This window comes from Sphingopyxis sp. P8, assembly GCF_020622175.1.
GTDB lineage: Bacteria > Pseudomonadota > Alphaproteobacteria > Sphingomonadales > Sphingomonadaceae > Sphingopyxis > Sphingopyxis jiangsuensis.
On record NZ_JACNMK010000001.1, the window covers coordinates 506,314 to 521,973 of the forward strand.

Here is a 15,660-nt window from a genome sequence, read left to right on the forward strand (position 1 = left end):
GCGAATCGTTCGCACTGGCCTTCGCGGCGCTCTGCCGTTATTGCGGCACGGAATAAAGCCGCCTGCGGGTGCGGCCGATACGCTTGAATGAGCACCTGACTGCGGGGCTGACACGTGAACTACGACGATATTTTCGCACGCGCCATCGACCGGCTGCACGAGGAAGGCCGCTACCGCGTCTTCATCGATATCCTGCGCAACAAGGGCGCCTATCCCAATGCGCGCTGCTTTGCGGGCCACAACGGGCCGAAGCCGATCACCGTCTGGTGCTCGAACGATTATCTCGCAATGGGCCAGCATCCGAAGGTCGTCGCCGCGATGGAAGAGGCGCTGCACGACGTCGGCGCGGGTTCGGGCGGTACGCGCAATATCGGCGGCAACACGCATTATCACATCGACCTCGAACATGAGCTTGCCGACCTTCACGGCAAGGAAGGCGCGCTGCTCTTCACCTCGGGCTATATCTCGAACGAGGCGACGCTCGGCACGCTCGGCAAGCTGCTGCCGAACTGCATCATCTATTCGGACGAGCTCAACCATGCATCGATGATTGCGGGTATCCGCAATTCAGGCTGCGAAAAGCGCGTGTGGCGCCACAATGACCTCGATCATCTCGAAGAGATGCTCGCCGCCGACGATCCCGAGGCAGCAAAGGTCATCGCGTTCGAAAGCGTCTATTCGATGGACGGCGACGTCGCGCCGATCCACGCGATCTGCGACCTTGCCGACAAGTATAACGCGCTCACCTATTGCGACGAGGTCCATGCGGTCGGCATGTACGGCCCGCGCGGCGGCGGTATCACCGACCGCGACGAGGCGGCGCACCGCGTGACGATCATCGAAGGCACGCTTGGCAAGGCGTTCGGCGTAATGGGCGGCTATATCGCTGCCGAGAAGAATATCATCGACGTGATCCGCTCTTACGCGCCGGGCTTCATCTTCACGACCAGCCTGTCGCCGGTGCTCGTCGCGGGCGTGCTCGCGAGCGTGCGCCATCTGAAAGAGTCGAGCGCCGAGCGCGACGCGCAACAGGCGGCCGCGGCCTTCCTCAAACAGAGCTTCCGCGACGCGGGCCTGCCGGTCATGGACTCGACGACGCACATCGTCCCGCTGATGGTCGGCGATCCGGTGCGCGCCAAGAAGATCAGCGACATATTGCTCGCCGAATATGGCGTCTATGTGCAGCCGATCAATTTCCCGACCGTGCCGCGCGGCACCGAACGCCTGCGCTTCACGCCGGGTCCGGCGCACAACGAAGCGATGATGCGCGACCTCACGGCAGCGCTCGTCGAAATCTGGGACCGGCTCGAGATTCGGCTGCTCAAGGCGGCATAACAAATAGCATAATCGGACCGGGGAAACCGGCCACATCTTCGGGGATCGCATCGAACCATCGGCTGCGGTCGCCCTTCATGGCTGTCCGCAATGCAGGAGACGGCCATGACGATGATCCATTCGCTGCGTTGGCAATTCGACGACCCCGTCCACCAGAAACATGTTGCCGAGCGGCTGATTGCCCTGAAAGCCGCGCTGCGCGCCGAAGTGACCGACACGACCGCGCCGCACAGCCTGCGCCTTGCGACCTGGAATATCATGCATTTCGGCAATGGCGGCGGCTATCGCCGACGGCCGGAATCGATGCTCTATATCGCTGAGATCATTGATCATTTCGACCTCGTCGCGATCCAGGAGGTCAACCGCGATTTGACGGCGCTCGAAACGCTGCTCGAAAAGCATCTCGGGTCGGACTGGGACTATCTGGTCACCGACGCTGCCGGCGGGCATGGCGAGCGCACTGATGCCGGAAACAACGAACGCCTCGCCTTCCTCTATCGCCGCTCGAAGGTCGTGTTCTGCAAGGAAACCGGCGAAATCGTGCTTCCGGAGGGGCAGGAGATCGCGGCGCCCGGCGCCGATGGCGCCACGCGCAAGGTGCAGTTCGCGCGAACCCCCTTTTCGGTCGCCTTCCGGTCGAGCTGGTTCAAGTTCAAGCTCTGTACCGTCCATATTCACTATGGTGACGACAAGAACCCGCCAGACCTGAAACACCGCCGCGACGAAATCGCCAAGATCGCGGGCTTTCTGTCGGATCGCCAGGCTGCCGAGATGAAGGCCGCGGTCAAGCGCGCCAAGGAGGATGGCTGGACCGAGCCGCAGGACGCCGCGCGCGACTATAGCTATATATTGCTCGGCGACTTCAATATCGTCTCGCCCACGCACGAAACGATGCAGGCGCTGAGCGACGCGGGGTTCGAAATTCCGACCAAGCTCCACACCACGAACCTCGGCAACAGTCATCATTATGACCAGATCGCGTTCAAGTCCGCGCACCCGGGGTTTCAGGTGATCCGGTCGGGCGTGTTCGACATGCTGGCGCACGTCTATCGCGACGCCGACGCCGGTCATTATGTCGACCATGTGAAGCCCGAACGATTCAAGCTCGACAGCAAGAAGCGCCCGCGCACCCGGGATCAGCAGATCAACTATTTCAAGGCGACATTCCGGCGAAACCAGATGTCCGACCATAAGCTGCTGTGGTGCGAGATACGCACCGACTTTTCGGAGGATTATCTGACCGACATTGCTGCGGGCTAGCTCCGCGCCAGGCCGCAGCGCAGCGCATATCCGCGATAGAGGCTGCGGCAATAACCCGCGCCGCCCGTTTCCTTTGCCAGACCCGCCATCAACGGGCCGAGGTCGGCGCGCGGGGCGACGTGGAACTGCGCAAGCCAGCCGAACAGCGCCCGTTTCCACAGTGGCGGCAAGCCCTCCTGCTGACCGAAGTCGACGACCTCGAGCCGCCCGCCCGGCGCGACATGCCGCGCGGCCGCGACCAGCGCGCCCTGCCAGTCGGGAATCATCGAAAGCGCATAGCTGATGAATATGCGATCGAATGTCGACCGACCGAACAATTCGGCGGCGGCGAAGTCGCAGGCGTCGGCAGCGACGACGACCACACGGTCCGATAGCCCGGCCTTTCGGATCGCTGCGCGCGCGGTTTCGAGCATCGCTTCGGAGATGTCGACGCCGAAAAATCGCGCGTCAGGCCATGCCTTCGCTGCTGCCACGAGATTGCGCCCTGTCCCGCACCCTATTTCGAGGACCGCTCCCCCCGGCGGCGGCGCCAGATCAGCGATCAGCCCGTCGCGTCCGAGCAGATAATATTTGCGGCTGATGTCATAGACATGCCGCTGCGTCCGATAGACGCGGTCCATCAGCTCGCCATGCCCCCCCGCCACGATCAATCCGCCTTGAGAGTATAAAGGTGGACGCCGCCATAAATGGCCGAGCGATCGCGGCGCGTGTAGTCCCGCGATTCTTCGGCGCGATACTCCCAGCGATCGAGCAGCGCATCGGGCAGGCGGCCCGGAAGCAGGCTAGGCTCGGCGGCTGTACGGAACAGGACGCGGGCGCCGGCCCGCGCCGTCCGCGTCACTTCGGCCCACAGCGCCGCGAGCTGGGCGTCGCTCATCCAGTCCTGCGCGTCGAGAAAGACATAGCGGTCGAAACTCGCCGCATCCGATGCCGCCAGCATGTCGGTCATATTGGCGTGGAGCATCGTGACGCGCTCGGCGCGCGCCTTTACGGCCGCGTAATTCACCTCTTGCAGATAAGGGGGCAGCGGTGCGGCGACGCCCTTGCCATAGCCGCGCCCGAACGCCTGCCACGCGAAATAATTGTCGTCGAGCGGGAAGTCGCACGCCAGCTTTTCGAGCCGCGCGCGCAACACATCGGCCATCGGCTTGCCGTCCGCCAACGCGTCATATTGCGCCGGAGGGATGCCGAGCCCAAAGAGCGACGAGCGTTGGTCGGTGATCCAGCGGATCAGCTTGCGGTCGAAGAAGGGTGCGAACTTCGAGTCAAAAATTGCGCGCTGTTCCTCGACCGTTTTCGCGGCGAGGAATTCGCCCAGATCGATCCGGTGCAGGCGCGCGACCAGATGGGCCAGACCGATAAAGCCGCCGAGCAGGCCCCGCTTGTAAAGGCCGCGCGCGAAGCCGTTGATGCGTCGCCGCCCGACAAGGTCGCGTCCTTCCCAATAGCGCCGACTCGTCTCGTCGAGGTGCGGCGCGACGAATGTGCGGTAGTCGGCGATATTCGCCGCATCGTCGGCGTCGGCAAAAAAGCGGCGGAAATGCGCGTAATCGGGCAGGTGCAGGATCGCGACGCGTTTCAGATTGTTCAGCGCGACATGCGCGGTGTTGAGGTCAACCGCGACAATCTCGGCCGGATCGTCGGTCAGATAGGAAAAGACGTTGCAACCGCCGCTCGCAATCGTCGCGACGCGATGCCCCGGCGCGATCGCGAGCGCCTCCATATCGACGACCGGATCTTCCCATATCTGCGCATAGACGAGCCCCTTGAAGGCGAGCGCGAACGCGCGGTCGAGCAGGCGTTGCCTGTGCGCCGCATCCTCGCGGACGACGGCGGCGGCGATCTTGCGATTGGGCAGGCTGGCCATGAACGAAATATCCCGGACAAATGTTTCCGGGGCCGCGCATGCCAGCCTAATTTGCGATTCCCGCGTCGTTTCAGTGACAAAACGGCGACAAAGCCGCCTTTTCGGTCACCGCGCCCGAAAGCTCAATCGCGGCAATAACCTTCGCCCGTCTTGACGGTCAGACAGTCTTTCTTCCCGGCCAGATGTTTGAGGCCCGTGGCATCGCCATCGGAAGCAGTCAGGCTCAGCGTCTCGCCGCCGCGTTCGAATTCGATGCCGGTTGCGCCGTCGCGGCCTTCATAGGTGCCCTTGGTATCGAGGTCCGATTGCATCTCCAGCGAATAGCGCCCCGGCTCGCTCGGCGTGATCGTGACATACATGCCCTCGACACCCGTCCACTGCCCTGCCCAGTCCGCATATTGGTGCGGTGCAGCCGACGCGTCGGACTCCGCCGCTTCGACCGGCGCCGCATCGGTGTCGTCGGGCGCAGGAGCATCGGCCTTTTCGCAACCTGTCAGCAGCATCGCCGCCGTCGCACCGAACAGTATCGAACGCATTCGCATGGCAACTCTCCTCCGGTTGATACACCGCATCGAACCAGACATTGGCCGAGTATTCAATAGCCTGCCAATATCTCCGCATATTTCTGCGGGTCGACATTGCCCCCCGACAGGGTGACGAGCGTTGCCTTGCCCGGCGCAACCTTGCCCGCGATCACGGCCGCCAATGCTGCTGCGCCGCCAGGTTCGAGCACCAGATGCAGCCGCTCGAAGGCGAGGCGGATTGCGTCGCGCACCTCTTCGCGGGTGACGACGACTCCGCGCACGCCGCGCGCCTGCATCACCGCGAAATTGATCGGATAGGTCGCTGGCGTCTGCAGCGCATCGCATTCGGTCGGATAGGCCAGGTCTTCGACCGCCAGGATTTCGCCAGCGGCAAGGCTGCGCGTGACATCGTCCCACCCCTCGGGTTCGACCGCGACGATTTCGGCGTCGGGAAGCGCGAGCGCGAGGCCGGAGGTCAACCCGCCGCCGCCGCAACAGGCGACGACCTTGTCGGGGCCCTCTATCCCACGTTCCACAAGCTGCGCGCGCGCCTCGATCCCGGCAGTCCCCTGCCCCTCGATGATCCACGGATCGCCATAGGCGTGTACCAGCGTCCTGCCGCTCTCCGCGATCAGCTTCGCCGCCACCGCGTCGCGCGACTCGGTGACGCGGTCGTACAGCACCACCTCGGCACCCAGCTTGCGCGTCGCGGCGAGCTTCAACGCGGGCGCGTTGCTCGGCATGACGATCGTCGCCTTGATGCCCAGCCGCCGCGCCGCCCAGGCAACGCCCTGCGCGTGGTTGCCGCTCGAAACGCCGACGACGCCCGCCGCGCGCTGCTCATCGGTCAGGTCGGTCAGCCGGTGCCACGCGCCGCGGATCTTGAACGCGCCGACGGGCTGCAGGCATTCGGCCTTGCACCAGATCGTCGCGCCATCGACCTCGATCGGCAGCAGCGGCGTTTGCGGAAGCAATGCAGCGACCTTCTCCGCCGCGCGTTCGATACCGGCAAGGCTCGGCGCACGGTCGGAACGAAGCAGGGGATCGGGGCTTTGCTGTGTCATGGCTTCGTCCTATAGGGCGCGGCATAGAAGACAAGCGGCGACGCGCCGCGACAGGAGATTTTCGATGAGCAAGGTTCTGGTGATCGGCGCGGGCGGCGTCGGCTCGGTTGCGGTTCACAAGATGGCGATGAACGCCGACATCTTTCCCGACATCACGCTGGCCAGCCGCCGCAAGTTCAAATGCGACGCGATCTCCGAGTCGGTGAAGGCGCGCACCGGCGTCACGATCAAGACCGCCGAGGTCGATGCCGACCATATCGACGCGACCGCCGCGCTGATCCGATCGATCGGCGCGACACACGTCGTCAATCTCGCGCTGCCCTATCAGGATCTGACGATCATGGAGGCGTGCCTGTCGACCGGCGCGCACTATCTCGACACCGCCAATTACGAACCGCGCGACGAGGCGAAGTTCGAATATCATTGGCAATGGGACTATTACGACCGCTTCAAGGAGGCGGGACTGATGGCGCTGCTCGGTTCGGGTTTCGACCCCGGCGTCACCAGCGTCTTCACCACCTGGCTCAAAAAGCATCACTTCGAGCGCATCGATACGCTCGACATCCTCGATTGCAACGGCGGCGATCACGGCCAGCATTTCGCGACCAACTTCAACCCCGAGATCAACATCCGCGAAGTCACCGCGGTCGCGCGTCACTGGGAGAATGGCGAGTGGGTCGAAACCCCGCCGATGTCGGTCAAGCAGCAGTTCGACTTCGAGGAAGTCGGGCCAAAGAATATGTACCTCATGTATCATGAGGAAATCGAAAGCCTGAAAACGCACCTGCCCGAAATCAAGCGCATCCGCTTCTGGATGACCTTTGGCGATGCCTATATCCAACACCTCACCGTGCTGCAGAATGTCGGCATGACGCGCATCGACCCCGTGATCTACGAGGGCAAGGAAATCATCCCGCTGCAATTCCTGAAGGCCGTCCTCCCCGAACCGTCGAGCCTCGGCGAGACGACCAAGGGCAAGACCAACATCGGCGTCATCGCGACCGGCCTCGGCAAGGACGGCAAGGAAAAGACCCTCTACCTCTACAACATCTGCGACCATGAGGACGCCTATGCCGAAACGGGCAACCAGGCGGTCAGCTACACCACCGGCGTCCCCGCGATGATCGGCGCGGCGATGATGGTCAGCGGCACCTGGAGCGGCGACGGCGTGTTCAACATGGAGCAGATGGACCCCGATCCCTTCATGGACATGCTGATGAAGCACGGCCTGCCGTGGCAGGTGAAGGAACTCGACGCGCCGCTGGATTTCTGACGATGGAAACCCGTGCCGGCGATCCCGGAGCCTTCGCCCGCTTTGACCTCGCCCGTGTCCCCTCGCCCGCTTTTGTCGTCGATGCGGCGAAGGTGCGCGCGAATCTTTCGGTGCTGCGCGGGATCGGCGATGCGTCGGGCGCGCGCGTGCTCGCGGCGCTCAAGGCCTTTTCGATGTGGTCGCTCGGCCCCACCGTTGCGGGCGTGCTCGACGGCGTCTGCGCGTCGGGGCTTTTCGAAGCGCGTCTCGGCCGCGAAGAATATGGCGGGGAAGTCGCCACCTATTGCGCGGGTTACAAGGCCGAAGACCTGCCGGAAATCGCGCGGCTTTCGGACCATCTGATCTTCAATTCGCCGGGGCAGCTCCAGCGGTTTCGTCCGCTGCTCGACGAGCTTCGCGGCGCGGGCGAGCGCTTTGACGTGGGCCTGCGGATCAACCCGATGCACAGCGAAGGCGAGGTCGCGAAATATGATCCCGCGGCGCCGTGCAGCCGCCTCGGCTTTCCCGTCACCCAGTTGCTTCCCGAGCATCTGGAAGGCGTTGACGGCATCCATATGCACAGCCTGTGCGAACAGGATTTCCCCCCGCTCGCCCGGACTTGGGCGGCGGTCGAGCCCGTGCTGCGCCCCTTTTTCGGTCAGCTCAAATGGATCAATTTCGGCGGCGGTCATCATGTAACGCGCGCCGATTACCAGATCGACGACCTGATTGCCTTTTTGAAGATGATCCGCGTTGCGACGGGCTGCGAGGTGATGATCGAGCCGGGCGAAGCGGTCGCGCTCGACGCGGGGATTCTCGTTGGCGAAATCCTCGACCTCTTCGACAATGGCATGCCGATCGGCATCACCGACATTTCGGCGACCTGCCACATGCCCGACGTGATCGAGGCGCCCTATCGCCCCGCAATGCTCGGCGAAGAAAGCGGCGGCGCGACGGTGCGCCTCGGGGGGCCGTCGTGCCTAGCGGGCGACGTGATCGGTGACTACCGCCTCCCCGGCGGCGCGCGCGTCGGCCAGCGCTTCGCCTTTCTCGACCAGGCGCATTATTCGATGGTCAAAACGAACAGCTTCAACGGCGTTCCGCTGCCGTCGATCTGGCTATGGGACAGCGAAACCGACGAACTCGAGCTGATCCGCGAATTCGGTTACGAGGACTTCAAGACGCGGCTGAGCTGATTTGTTTCCGTCAACCCCGCGAAAGCCGGGATGACGGTTAGGGTCAGGACGCTAGACAGCGGCGGGCACTATCTCCGCCAGCGCTGCGTGTATGTCGCTGACGACGACCGACCCCTCGCCCACCGACGACGCGACCCGCTTGACCGAGCCCTTGCGGACATCGCCCACGGCATAGATGCGCGGCCAGCTCGTCTCGTAACGTGCGGGCATGCGGTCGAGTGACCAGCCCGCGCGCACCAGCTCGATCGGCGCGATATCGGCGCCCGTCTTCACAAAGCCGCGATCGTCGCACACCATTTCCTTCGGCAGCCAGCCGGTGTTCGGGCTCGCGCCAAGGAACAGGAACAGGAAGCCGCAATCGCAATGGCCTTCGTCGCCCGTTTCGCGGCAGCGATAGGTGAGCCCCGCCAGCCGGTCCTCGCCGTGCAGCGCGATGACATCGGTCGTCGGGACAATTTCGATATTGGGATGTTCCTCCAGCCGCTTGACCAGATATTCCGACATCGTCTCGCGCAGCGACCGGCGGCGGAAAATCACATGGACCTTCTTCGCCACGCTCGCGAGATAGATCGCGCCCTGCCCCGCCGAATTGCCCGAACCGACGACGGTGACTTCGGCATTGCCGCACAGCTGCGCCTCCATCGGCGTCGCGCCATAATAGATGCCGCGCCCCTCATAGGCTTCGATGCCTTCGATCGGCAGGCGCTGATATTGCGCGCCGCTCGCGATGACGGCGGCGCGCGACCGCAGTTTGCGCCCGTCGGCGAGCGTCAGGCAATAGGCGTCGCCGTCGCGCTCGATCGCCGCCGCGCGCACCGGCGCAACCAGCCGCGCACCGAATTTCTGCGCCTGCACCGTCGCGCGCCGCGCGAGCTCGTTGCCCGATATGCCGGTCGGGAAGCCGAGGTAATTTTCGATCTTCGACGAGGTTCCCGCCTGACCGCCGGGCGCGAGCGCGTCGATCGCGATGACGTCGAGTCCCTCCGACGCCGCATAGACCGCGGCGGCGAGCCCGCCCGGACCGCTGCCGACAACGACGACATCGGCGGTTGCGCCGTCAGGGAGCAGATCGAGTCCCAGACTCGCCGCAAGCTGTTCGGGGGTCGGCTGGATCAAAACATCGGCAGCGCCAAGAATCACGACCGGCAGCTGCGTCTCGTCGATCCCGCGTTCGGCAAGCAGATGTGCCGCTACCGGCCCTTCGTCGGGGTCGAACCAGCGGTGCGCCACCCCATGCTTTTGCAGCAGGTCGCGCAGTGCATAGACGCTGCGATCCATCGCTGCGCCGATCACGATCGTCACCGCAAAGCCGCGCGTCTTGCTGAATTCGCGCCGCGCCGAGAGAACACGGACAAAAATATCCGAATAATGCGAGTTGCCCGCGATCAGCCGCTGGAACTCTGGATACGCAATCCGCAGGATTTCGCCGTCGGCACCCATCTCGATGCGCGACAGATGGCGCTGTCCGGTCAGCACCGACAGATCGCCGGCGAACTGGCCGCGCTCCATCCAGCCGACGCGAATCGGGCCCTCGTCGGTCGTCGCGAAAATGTCCGTGTGCCCCGACAATGTGACGATGCAGTCGGGCGCCATCGTTCCTTCGGCCAGAATCAGATCGCCCTGACGATAGGATTCGATCGAACCGAACGCGCAAAGCTCGACGAGCTCGCTGTCCGAAAATGTATGATTTACGTCGGCCGGAGCTGTCATGCGTTGCTGTCCCGATTGACGGTCGCGACCATTTTCGACCGCAATATCTCGCACGCTACGATTGGCCTAATTTGACATCGCATGGAACAGAAACCTTCGTTCGGGGTCTTTACAGACAGGACCCCCCGCCATATATGCGCCCTCCGCTGCCCCAGGGGGACTTCCAATAACCGCAAGGCAGCCTTGTCGTTTACCGTTTCATTTTGGGGGTCCCTTGCATTGCACCAGCATCATAGCGCCCACGGGCTGATTCAGGCACTTTCGCCGGTCGAACCTGTTACGCTTGTCCGCCCGCACGCGGCGCGGCGCGCAGCGCGTTTCTTCATCGAGCGTTTTCCCGGCACCACCATGTATGCGGTCAAGGCGAATCCGTCCGCCGACCTCTTGCGCGTGCTGTGGGATTCGGGTGTCACTCATTATGACGTTGCCTCGATCGCCGAGGTTCGGCTGGTCGCCCGCACGCTGCCGCAAGCGACGCTTTGCTTCATGCACCCGGTGAAAGCCGAGGAGGCAATCTCCGAAGCCTATTGGAAGCATGGTGTCCGCACCTTCTCGCTCGACACGATGGAAGAGCTCGAAAAGATCGTCCGCGCCACCGAAGGCGCGCAGGATCTGAACCTGCTCGTCCGCCTGCGCGTCTCGTCCGACCATTCGAAGCTCAGCCTCGCCGCCAAGTTCGGCGCCGAGCCCGAAGACGTGGCCGAACTGCTCATGGCAACGCGGCAGGCCGCCGACGCGCTCGGCATCTGTTTCCATGTCGGCAGCCAGGCGATGACGCCCCACGCCTATGCGCAGGCGATGGAGCGCGTGCGCGCGGCAATCGTCGGCGCATCGGTCACCGTCGATATCGTCGATGTCGGGGGCGGTTTTCCATCCTCCTATCCGGGCATGGAGCCCCCGCCGCTCGACGCCTATTTCGACACCATCCACCGCAGCTTCGAAAGCCTGCCGATCAGCTATTCGGCCGAGCTGTGGTGCGAGCCCGGCCGCGCGCTGTCGGCCGAGTACAGCTCGCTGATCGTCCGCGTTGAAAAGCGCCGCGACAACGAACTATATATCAACGACGGGGCCTATGGCGCACTGTTTGACGCCGCGCATGTGGGTTGGCGTTTCCCGGTTGCGCTGCAATCTGATGCCGAAAGCGGTGCGGAGCTAGTACCGTTCAGCTTTTACGGCCCGACGTGCGACGATCTCGACCATATGGCCGGGCCCTTCTTCCTGCCCGCCGACATCAAGGCGGGCGATTTTATCGAGATCGGGATGCTCGGCGCCTATGGCTGCGCGATGCGGACCAAGTTCAACGGCTTTGGCGCCGACGAGACGCATGTCGTCAGCGACGAGCCGATGGCGAGCCTCTACACGGGTGAAGTCGAACAGGAACGCCGCAGCGCGACGGTGACCAAGCTGTTCTGACCGGCATCGGCCGGGGCGGTTGACCATCGGGGTCGCCGCCTCTAGCCTTTGCCGCAATGCACAAAAATCTCGACCTCCCGCCGCCGCCGCCGCTTGCCGAGCTGGTGGTCGGACGTCCCGTTGCCCTCTTCCTCGATTTCGACGGCACCCTCGTGGAGATCGCCGACACGCCCGGGGGGATCGCCGTTCCGGCCGACCTCGACGCGCGGCTCCATCGACTGCGCGACCGGCTCGACGGCAGGCTCGCGATCGTCAGTGGGCGCTCGCTCGCCGACCTCGGCCAGTTTCTGGAGGTGCGCGACCTGATCATCGTGGGGTCGCACGGCGCCGAAATGGGCGAGGTCGCCGCGCCCGCGCCGCCGATATCGCCTGCGGGGCGCGCGCGCATCGACGACCTCGCGCGCCGCTGGCCGGGCATTTTGGTCGAAACCAAGCCCCACGGCATCGCCGTGCATTACCGGCAGGAACCCGACGCCGCGCCAAGTGTGTTTGTCCTTATGGACGAACTGGCCGAGAGCGAGGGGCTTGCGCCGCGGCGCGGGAAGATGGTGGTCGAACTCGGACCACGCTGCACCCACAAGGGCACCGCAGTCGCCGCCCTGCTGGCGACGCCCGGCTTCGAGGGCGCAACGCCGTGGTTCATCGGCGACGATGTGACCGACGAGGACGGTTTTGCCGCGGTGCTGGACGGCCGCGGCCACGGCATTCTCGTTGGCCCGCAGCGCCCGACCGCGGCCGATTTTCGGCTCGATAATCCGACGGAGGTGCATCGATGGCTGAACCGCTGAGCTCGCTTTCGCTCTGGCCGATCGGCAATTGCCAGGTCAGCGCGCTGATCGACGACGCGGCGGGCTTGGTCTGGGGCTGCGTTCCGCGCGTCGACGGCGACCCGACCTTCTGCGCGCTGCTCGGCGGCGAGCGGCAGGACGAGGGCGTGTGGCGGCTTCGTCTGGCCGGACAGGTCAGCGCGACGTCGCAGTATCGCCGCAATACGCCGATGCTCGTCACCCGGTTGGAGGCCGAGGACGGCAGCGCGGTCGACGTCATCGACTTCTGCCCGCGCTACCAGCATTCGGGGCGCATGTACCGCCCGGTGGCTTTCATTCGCATCATCCGCCCCGTCGCGGGCAATCCGCGGCTCGAGATGTTGCTCACCCCGATGCACCATTATGGAACCGAAGCCGCGCGGACGACCCGCGGCACCAACCACAAGCGCTTCCTGATCGGCGACCACCAGCTTCGCCTGACCACCGACGCCCCTATCGGCTATATCGACGAGGGGCGGAGCTTCCGCGTCGAACAGGACCTGCATTTCTTCCTCGGCCCCGACGAGCCTTTCACGGGCAATGTCGCCCATTCGATCCGGGCGATGGAAGAGGCGACCGAGCTCTACTGGCAAAGCTGGGTACGCGGCCTTGCGACGCCGATGGACTGGCAGGAAGCGGTGATCCGCGCCGCAATCACGCTCAAGCTCTGCCAACATGAGGAAACCGGTGCGATTGTCGCCGCGCTGACGACCTCGATCCCCGAAGCGCCGCACAGCGAGCGCAACTGGGACTATCGCTACTGCTGGATTCGCGATGCCTATTACACGGTGCAGGCGCTCAACCGGCTCGGCGCGCTCGACGTGCTCGAAAAATATCTCGCCTATCTGCGCAACATTGTCGACCGCGCTGCGGGCGGCCACATCCAGCCGCTTTACTCGGTGATGGGTTTTGCCGAGCTGGAGGAAAGCGTCGCAGCGAACCTTGCGGGTTATCGCGGCATGGGGCCCGTCCGGATCGGCAACGCCGCCTGGACGCAAATCCAGCACGATGCTTATGGCCAGATCGTGCTGCCGACGGTGCAGGGCTTTTTCGACCAGCGCCTGTTCCGCATGGCCGACGAGCGCGATTTCGAGAGCCTCGAAAGCGTCGGCGAGGTCGCGTGGAAGATGCACGACCAGCCCGATGCCGGACTGTGGGAGTTCCGCACGCGCCAACTCGTCCACACCTATTCGGCGGTGATGAGCTGGGCCGCGTGCGACCGCCTCGGCAATGTGGCCGAGCGCATCGGCCGACCCGAGCGCGCCTCATTCTGGAAGGACCGCGCCGCCAAGATTCGCGCGCGGATCGAGGCCGAAGCATGGTCCGATGAAAAGCAGCATTTCGGCGCGGCCTTCGGCCACCACCACCTCGACGCCAGCCTGCTCCAGATGGTCGAGCTGCGCTTCATCCGTGCCGACGACCCGCGCTTCCAGTCGACCTTCGCTGCGATCGAAATGGCGCTACGCCGCGGCGAGCATATGCTGCGCTATGACAGCGAGGATGATTTCGGCCAGCCCGAAACCGCCTTCAACATCTGCACTTTCTGGCTGATAGAGGCACTGCATATGTGCGGGCGCAGCGACGAGGCGCGCGGACTGTTCGAAACGATGCTCGCGCACCGGACCGCCTCGGGCCTCTTGTCCGAGGATCTCGACTTCGAAAGCGGCGAGCTGTGGGGGAACTTTCCGCAGACTTATTCGCTGGTTGGCATTATCAACTGCGCGGGGCTGTTGTCGCGAAGCTGGGATACCGTCCGATGAGCCGCCTTATCGTCGTTTCGAACCGTGTGTCGGTCACCAAGGGCCGCGGCGCCGCCGGGGCGCAGGGCGGACTCGCGGTTGCGATGAACGGCGCATTGCGCGCGCGCGGCGGCATCTGGTTCGGTTGGTCGGGCAACGAGGTGGACCGCTTCACAGGCCAACTCACGATGCAGCGCGCCGACGGTTTCACCACCGCCACGATCGACCTCGAGCCGCACGATGTCGACGAATATTATAACGGCTACGCTAACCGCACGCTGTGGCCGCTCTTTCACTATCGCATCGACCTTGCCGAATATGAGAATGAGTTCGGCATGGGCTATGAACGCGTCAACGAACGCTTTGCCAACAGCCTCGTGCCGCTCGTCGAGGACGATGATGTCGTCTGGGTCCAGGACTATCATTTCCTGCCGCTCGCCGAACGGTTGCGCGCGCAGGGGCTGAAGAACCGGATCGGCCTCTTCCTCCATATCCCCTGGCCGCCCGCGCGACTTTTCGTGTCGCTGCCCTTTCACGAGCGGCTGGTGGCCGCGATGCTCCACTATGACGTGATCGGCTTTCAGTCGGTCGAATGGCTCGAAAGCTTCCTGCACTATTGCCGCAAGGAGCTGCATGCCGACGTCGACGAGGATGCGGGCATCGTGCGCCACGAGGGACGCACCACCGTCGCGCGTGCCTTTCCCATCGGCATCGACCACAAGGAGTTCATGGAGCTTGGCGAGAGCGACGCGGCACGGCGCGCGCACGACCGCCTCGTGGGCAGCGCGCGCAACCGCACCGTCGTGATCGGCGTCGACCGGCTCGACTACAGCAAGGGGCTGCCCGAACGCATCGACGCGATGGAGCGATTGTTCAACCAGCATGACGACATGGTCAACAAGCTGCTCTATATCCAGATCGCCCCGCCCTCGCGCGAGGATGTTCGATCCTATCAGGAAATCCGCGCGACGCTCGAGCAAAAGACGGGGCAGTTCAACGGCGCCCATTCGGACGTCGATCTGGTCCCCATTCGCTATGTGAACCGCGGCTTCGGCCGCGCCGAACTGTTCGGCTTTTACCGCGCCGCCAAGATCGGCCTCGTCACCCCGATCCGCGACGGCATGAACCTTGTCGCCAAGGAATATGTTGCCGCGCAGGACCCCGACGATCCCGGCGTGCTCATCCTCTCGCGCTTTGCGGGCGCTGCCGAACAGCTTACCGACGCGCTGCTCGTCAATCCGCTCAACCATGACGAGGTGACGCGCGCGATATGGACCGCGATGAACATGCCGCTCGCCGAGCGCAAGGAGCGGTGGGAGGCACTGAATGCCGTCGTGCGCGATTCCGATGTTATCGGCTGGGCGGCGGATTTCATCGAACAATTGTCCGGCAATTCCACCGAAGCGCTTGAACCTGCAATGCACTGAAATTTGCGTTGCAAATTGCGACGCTTAACCTAGCATCCTTCCCCACGGCCGGGTCGTGAACGAGCCG

The 15,660-nt window shown here is 64.2% G+C and carries 13 protein-coding genes; 8 read left to right on the top strand and 5 right to left on the bottom strand.

Features of this window, described 5'->3' with window-relative positions; all coding sequences use genetic code 11:
• Window positions 1–114: 114 nt before the first annotated feature.
• Both hemA and H7692_RS02530 read left to right on the top strand, forming a co-directional pair.
• A complete protein-coding gene (gene hemA / locus H7692_RS02525; RefSeq protein ID WP_201925617.1) occupies window positions 115–1,335 on the top strand; it encodes a 5-aminolevulinate synthase in 1,221 nt (406 codons plus the stop codon).
• 105 nt (window positions 1,336–1,440) lie between these two features.
• Window positions 1,441–2,595: an endonuclease/exonuclease/phosphatase family protein gene (locus H7692_RS02530; RefSeq protein ID WP_222136059.1), complete on the top strand. Its 1,155-nt coding sequence runs from the start codon at window positions 1,441–1,443 to the stop codon at window positions 2,593–2,595.
• Here the strand turns inward: H7692_RS02530 and H7692_RS02535 are convergent.
• The 4 genes from H7692_RS02535 to H7692_RS02550 form a co-directional block, all read right to left on the bottom strand.
• Window positions 2,592–3,215 (bottom strand): class I SAM-dependent methyltransferase, encoded by a 624-nt coding sequence (locus H7692_RS02535; RefSeq protein WP_222136389.1) that lies wholly within the window; start codon window positions 3,213–3,215, stop codon window positions 2,592–2,594. The genes H7692_RS02530 and H7692_RS02535 overlap by 4 nt on opposite strands.
• A gap of 26 nt (window positions 3,216–3,241) precedes the next feature.
• Entirely contained in the window at window positions 3,242–4,393 is a 1,152-nt protein-coding gene (locus H7692_RS02540; protein WP_390881104.1) for a DUF3419 family protein, read from the bottom strand.
• Window positions 4,394–4,584: 191 nt separating this feature from the next.
• Complete coding sequence (locus tag H7692_RS02545; RefSeq protein WP_201925623.1) at window positions 4,585–5,004, bottom strand: hypothetical protein; 420 nt, start codon at window positions 5,002–5,004, stop codon at window positions 4,585–4,587.
• 53 nt (window positions 5,005–5,057) lie between these two features.
• Window positions 5,058–6,050 (bottom strand): threonine/serine dehydratase, encoded by a 993-nt coding sequence (locus tag H7692_RS02550; RefSeq protein ID WP_222136058.1) that lies wholly within the window; start codon window positions 6,048–6,050, stop codon window positions 5,058–5,060.
• Between the two features lie 64 nt (window positions 6,051–6,114).
• Here H7692_RS02550 and H7692_RS02555 point away from each other — a divergent pair, with 64 nt between their 5' ends.
• Together H7692_RS02555 and H7692_RS02560 are read left to right on the top strand one after the other, a co-directional pair.
• Window positions 6,115–7,323, top strand: a complete 1,209-nt coding sequence (locus H7692_RS02555) for a saccharopine dehydrogenase family protein (RefSeq protein ID WP_222136057.1) — start codon at window positions 6,115–6,117, stop codon at window positions 7,321–7,323.
• Window positions 7,324–7,325: 2 nt separating this feature from the next.
• Window positions 7,326–8,498 carry a carboxynorspermidine decarboxylase gene (locus H7692_RS02560; protein WP_222136056.1) on the top strand — a complete coding sequence of 391 codons (1,173 nt, stop codon included), beginning with the start codon at window positions 7,326–7,328 and terminating at the stop codon, window positions 8,496–8,498.
• A gap of 51 nt (window positions 8,499–8,549) precedes the next feature.
• Here the strand turns inward: H7692_RS02560 and H7692_RS02565 are convergent, their stop codons facing one another.
• Complete coding sequence (locus H7692_RS02565; protein ID WP_222136055.1) at window positions 8,550–10,208, bottom strand: FAD-dependent oxidoreductase; 1,659 nt, start codon at window positions 10,206–10,208, stop codon at window positions 8,550–8,552.
• Between the two features lie 219 nt (window positions 10,209–10,427).
• Here H7692_RS02565 and H7692_RS02570 point away from each other — a divergent pair, with 219 nt between their 5' ends.
• The 4 genes from H7692_RS02570 to H7692_RS02585 are packed head-to-tail and all read left to right on the top strand — an operon-like array spanning window position 10,428 to window position 15,593.
• The gene (locus H7692_RS02570; RefSeq protein ID WP_222136054.1) at window positions 10,428–11,621 is read left to right on the top strand and encodes a type III PLP-dependent enzyme; all 1,194 of its coding nucleotides are present in this window, start codon (window positions 10,428–10,430) and stop codon (window positions 11,619–11,621) included.
• A 56-nt stretch (window positions 11,622–11,677) separates the two neighbouring features.
• The gene (otsB, locus tag H7692_RS02575) at window positions 11,678–12,409 is read left to right on the top strand and encodes a trehalose-phosphatase (RefSeq protein WP_222136053.1); all 732 of its coding nucleotides are present in this window, start codon (window positions 11,678–11,680) and stop codon (window positions 12,407–12,409) included.
• Window positions 12,394–14,187, top strand: coding sequence for a glycoside hydrolase family 15 protein (locus tag H7692_RS02580; protein ID WP_222136052.1), 1,794 nt, complete (start codon window positions 12,394–12,396; stop codon window positions 14,185–14,187). Before otsB ends, H7692_RS02580 begins: the two co-directional genes overlap by 16 nt.
• Entirely contained in the window at window positions 14,184–15,593 is a 1,410-nt protein-coding gene (locus tag H7692_RS02585) for an alpha,alpha-trehalose-phosphate synthase (UDP-forming) (RefSeq protein WP_222136051.1), read from the top strand. Before H7692_RS02580 ends, H7692_RS02585 begins: the two co-directional genes overlap by 4 nt.
• Window positions 15,594–15,660 lie beyond the last annotated feature (67 nt).

Excerpts from the sequence above, each read along its gene's own strand:
- H7692_RS02530 (WP_222136059.1), top strand. The coding sequence starts at position 1,441 with ATGACGATGATCCATTCGCTGCGTTGGCAATTCGACGACCCCGTCCAC.
- H7692_RS02535 (WP_222136389.1), bottom strand. The coding sequence starts at position 3,215 with ATGGACCGCGTCTATCGGACGCAGCGGCATGTCTATGACATCAGCCGC.
- H7692_RS02545 (WP_201925623.1), bottom strand. The coding sequence starts at position 5,004 with ATGCGAATGCGTTCGATACTGTTCGGTGCGACGGCGGCGATGCTGCTG.
- H7692_RS02550 (WP_222136058.1), bottom strand. The coding sequence starts at position 6,050 with ATGACACAGCAAAGCCCCGATCCCCTGCTTCGTTCCGACCGTGCGCCG.
- H7692_RS02555 (WP_222136057.1), top strand. The coding sequence starts at position 6,115 with ATGAGCAAGGTTCTGGTGATCGGCGCGGGCGGCGTCGGCTCGGTTGCG.
- H7692_RS02560 (WP_222136056.1), top strand. The coding sequence starts at position 7,326 with ATGGAAACCCGTGCCGGCGATCCCGGAGCCTTCGCCCGCTTTGACCTC.
- H7692_RS02565 (WP_222136055.1), bottom strand. The coding sequence starts at position 10,208 with ATGACAGCTCCGGCCGACGTAAATCATACATTTTCGGACAGCGAGCTC.
- otsB (WP_222136053.1), top strand. The coding sequence starts at position 11,678 with ATGCACAAAAATCTCGACCTCCCGCCGCCGCCGCCGCTTGCCGAGCTG.
- H7692_RS02580 (WP_222136052.1), top strand. The coding sequence starts at position 12,394 with ATGGCTGAACCGCTGAGCTCGCTTTCGCTCTGGCCGATCGGCAATTGC.
- H7692_RS02585 (WP_222136051.1), top strand. The coding sequence starts at position 14,184 with ATGAGCCGCCTTATCGTCGTTTCGAACCGTGTGTCGGTCACCAAGGGC.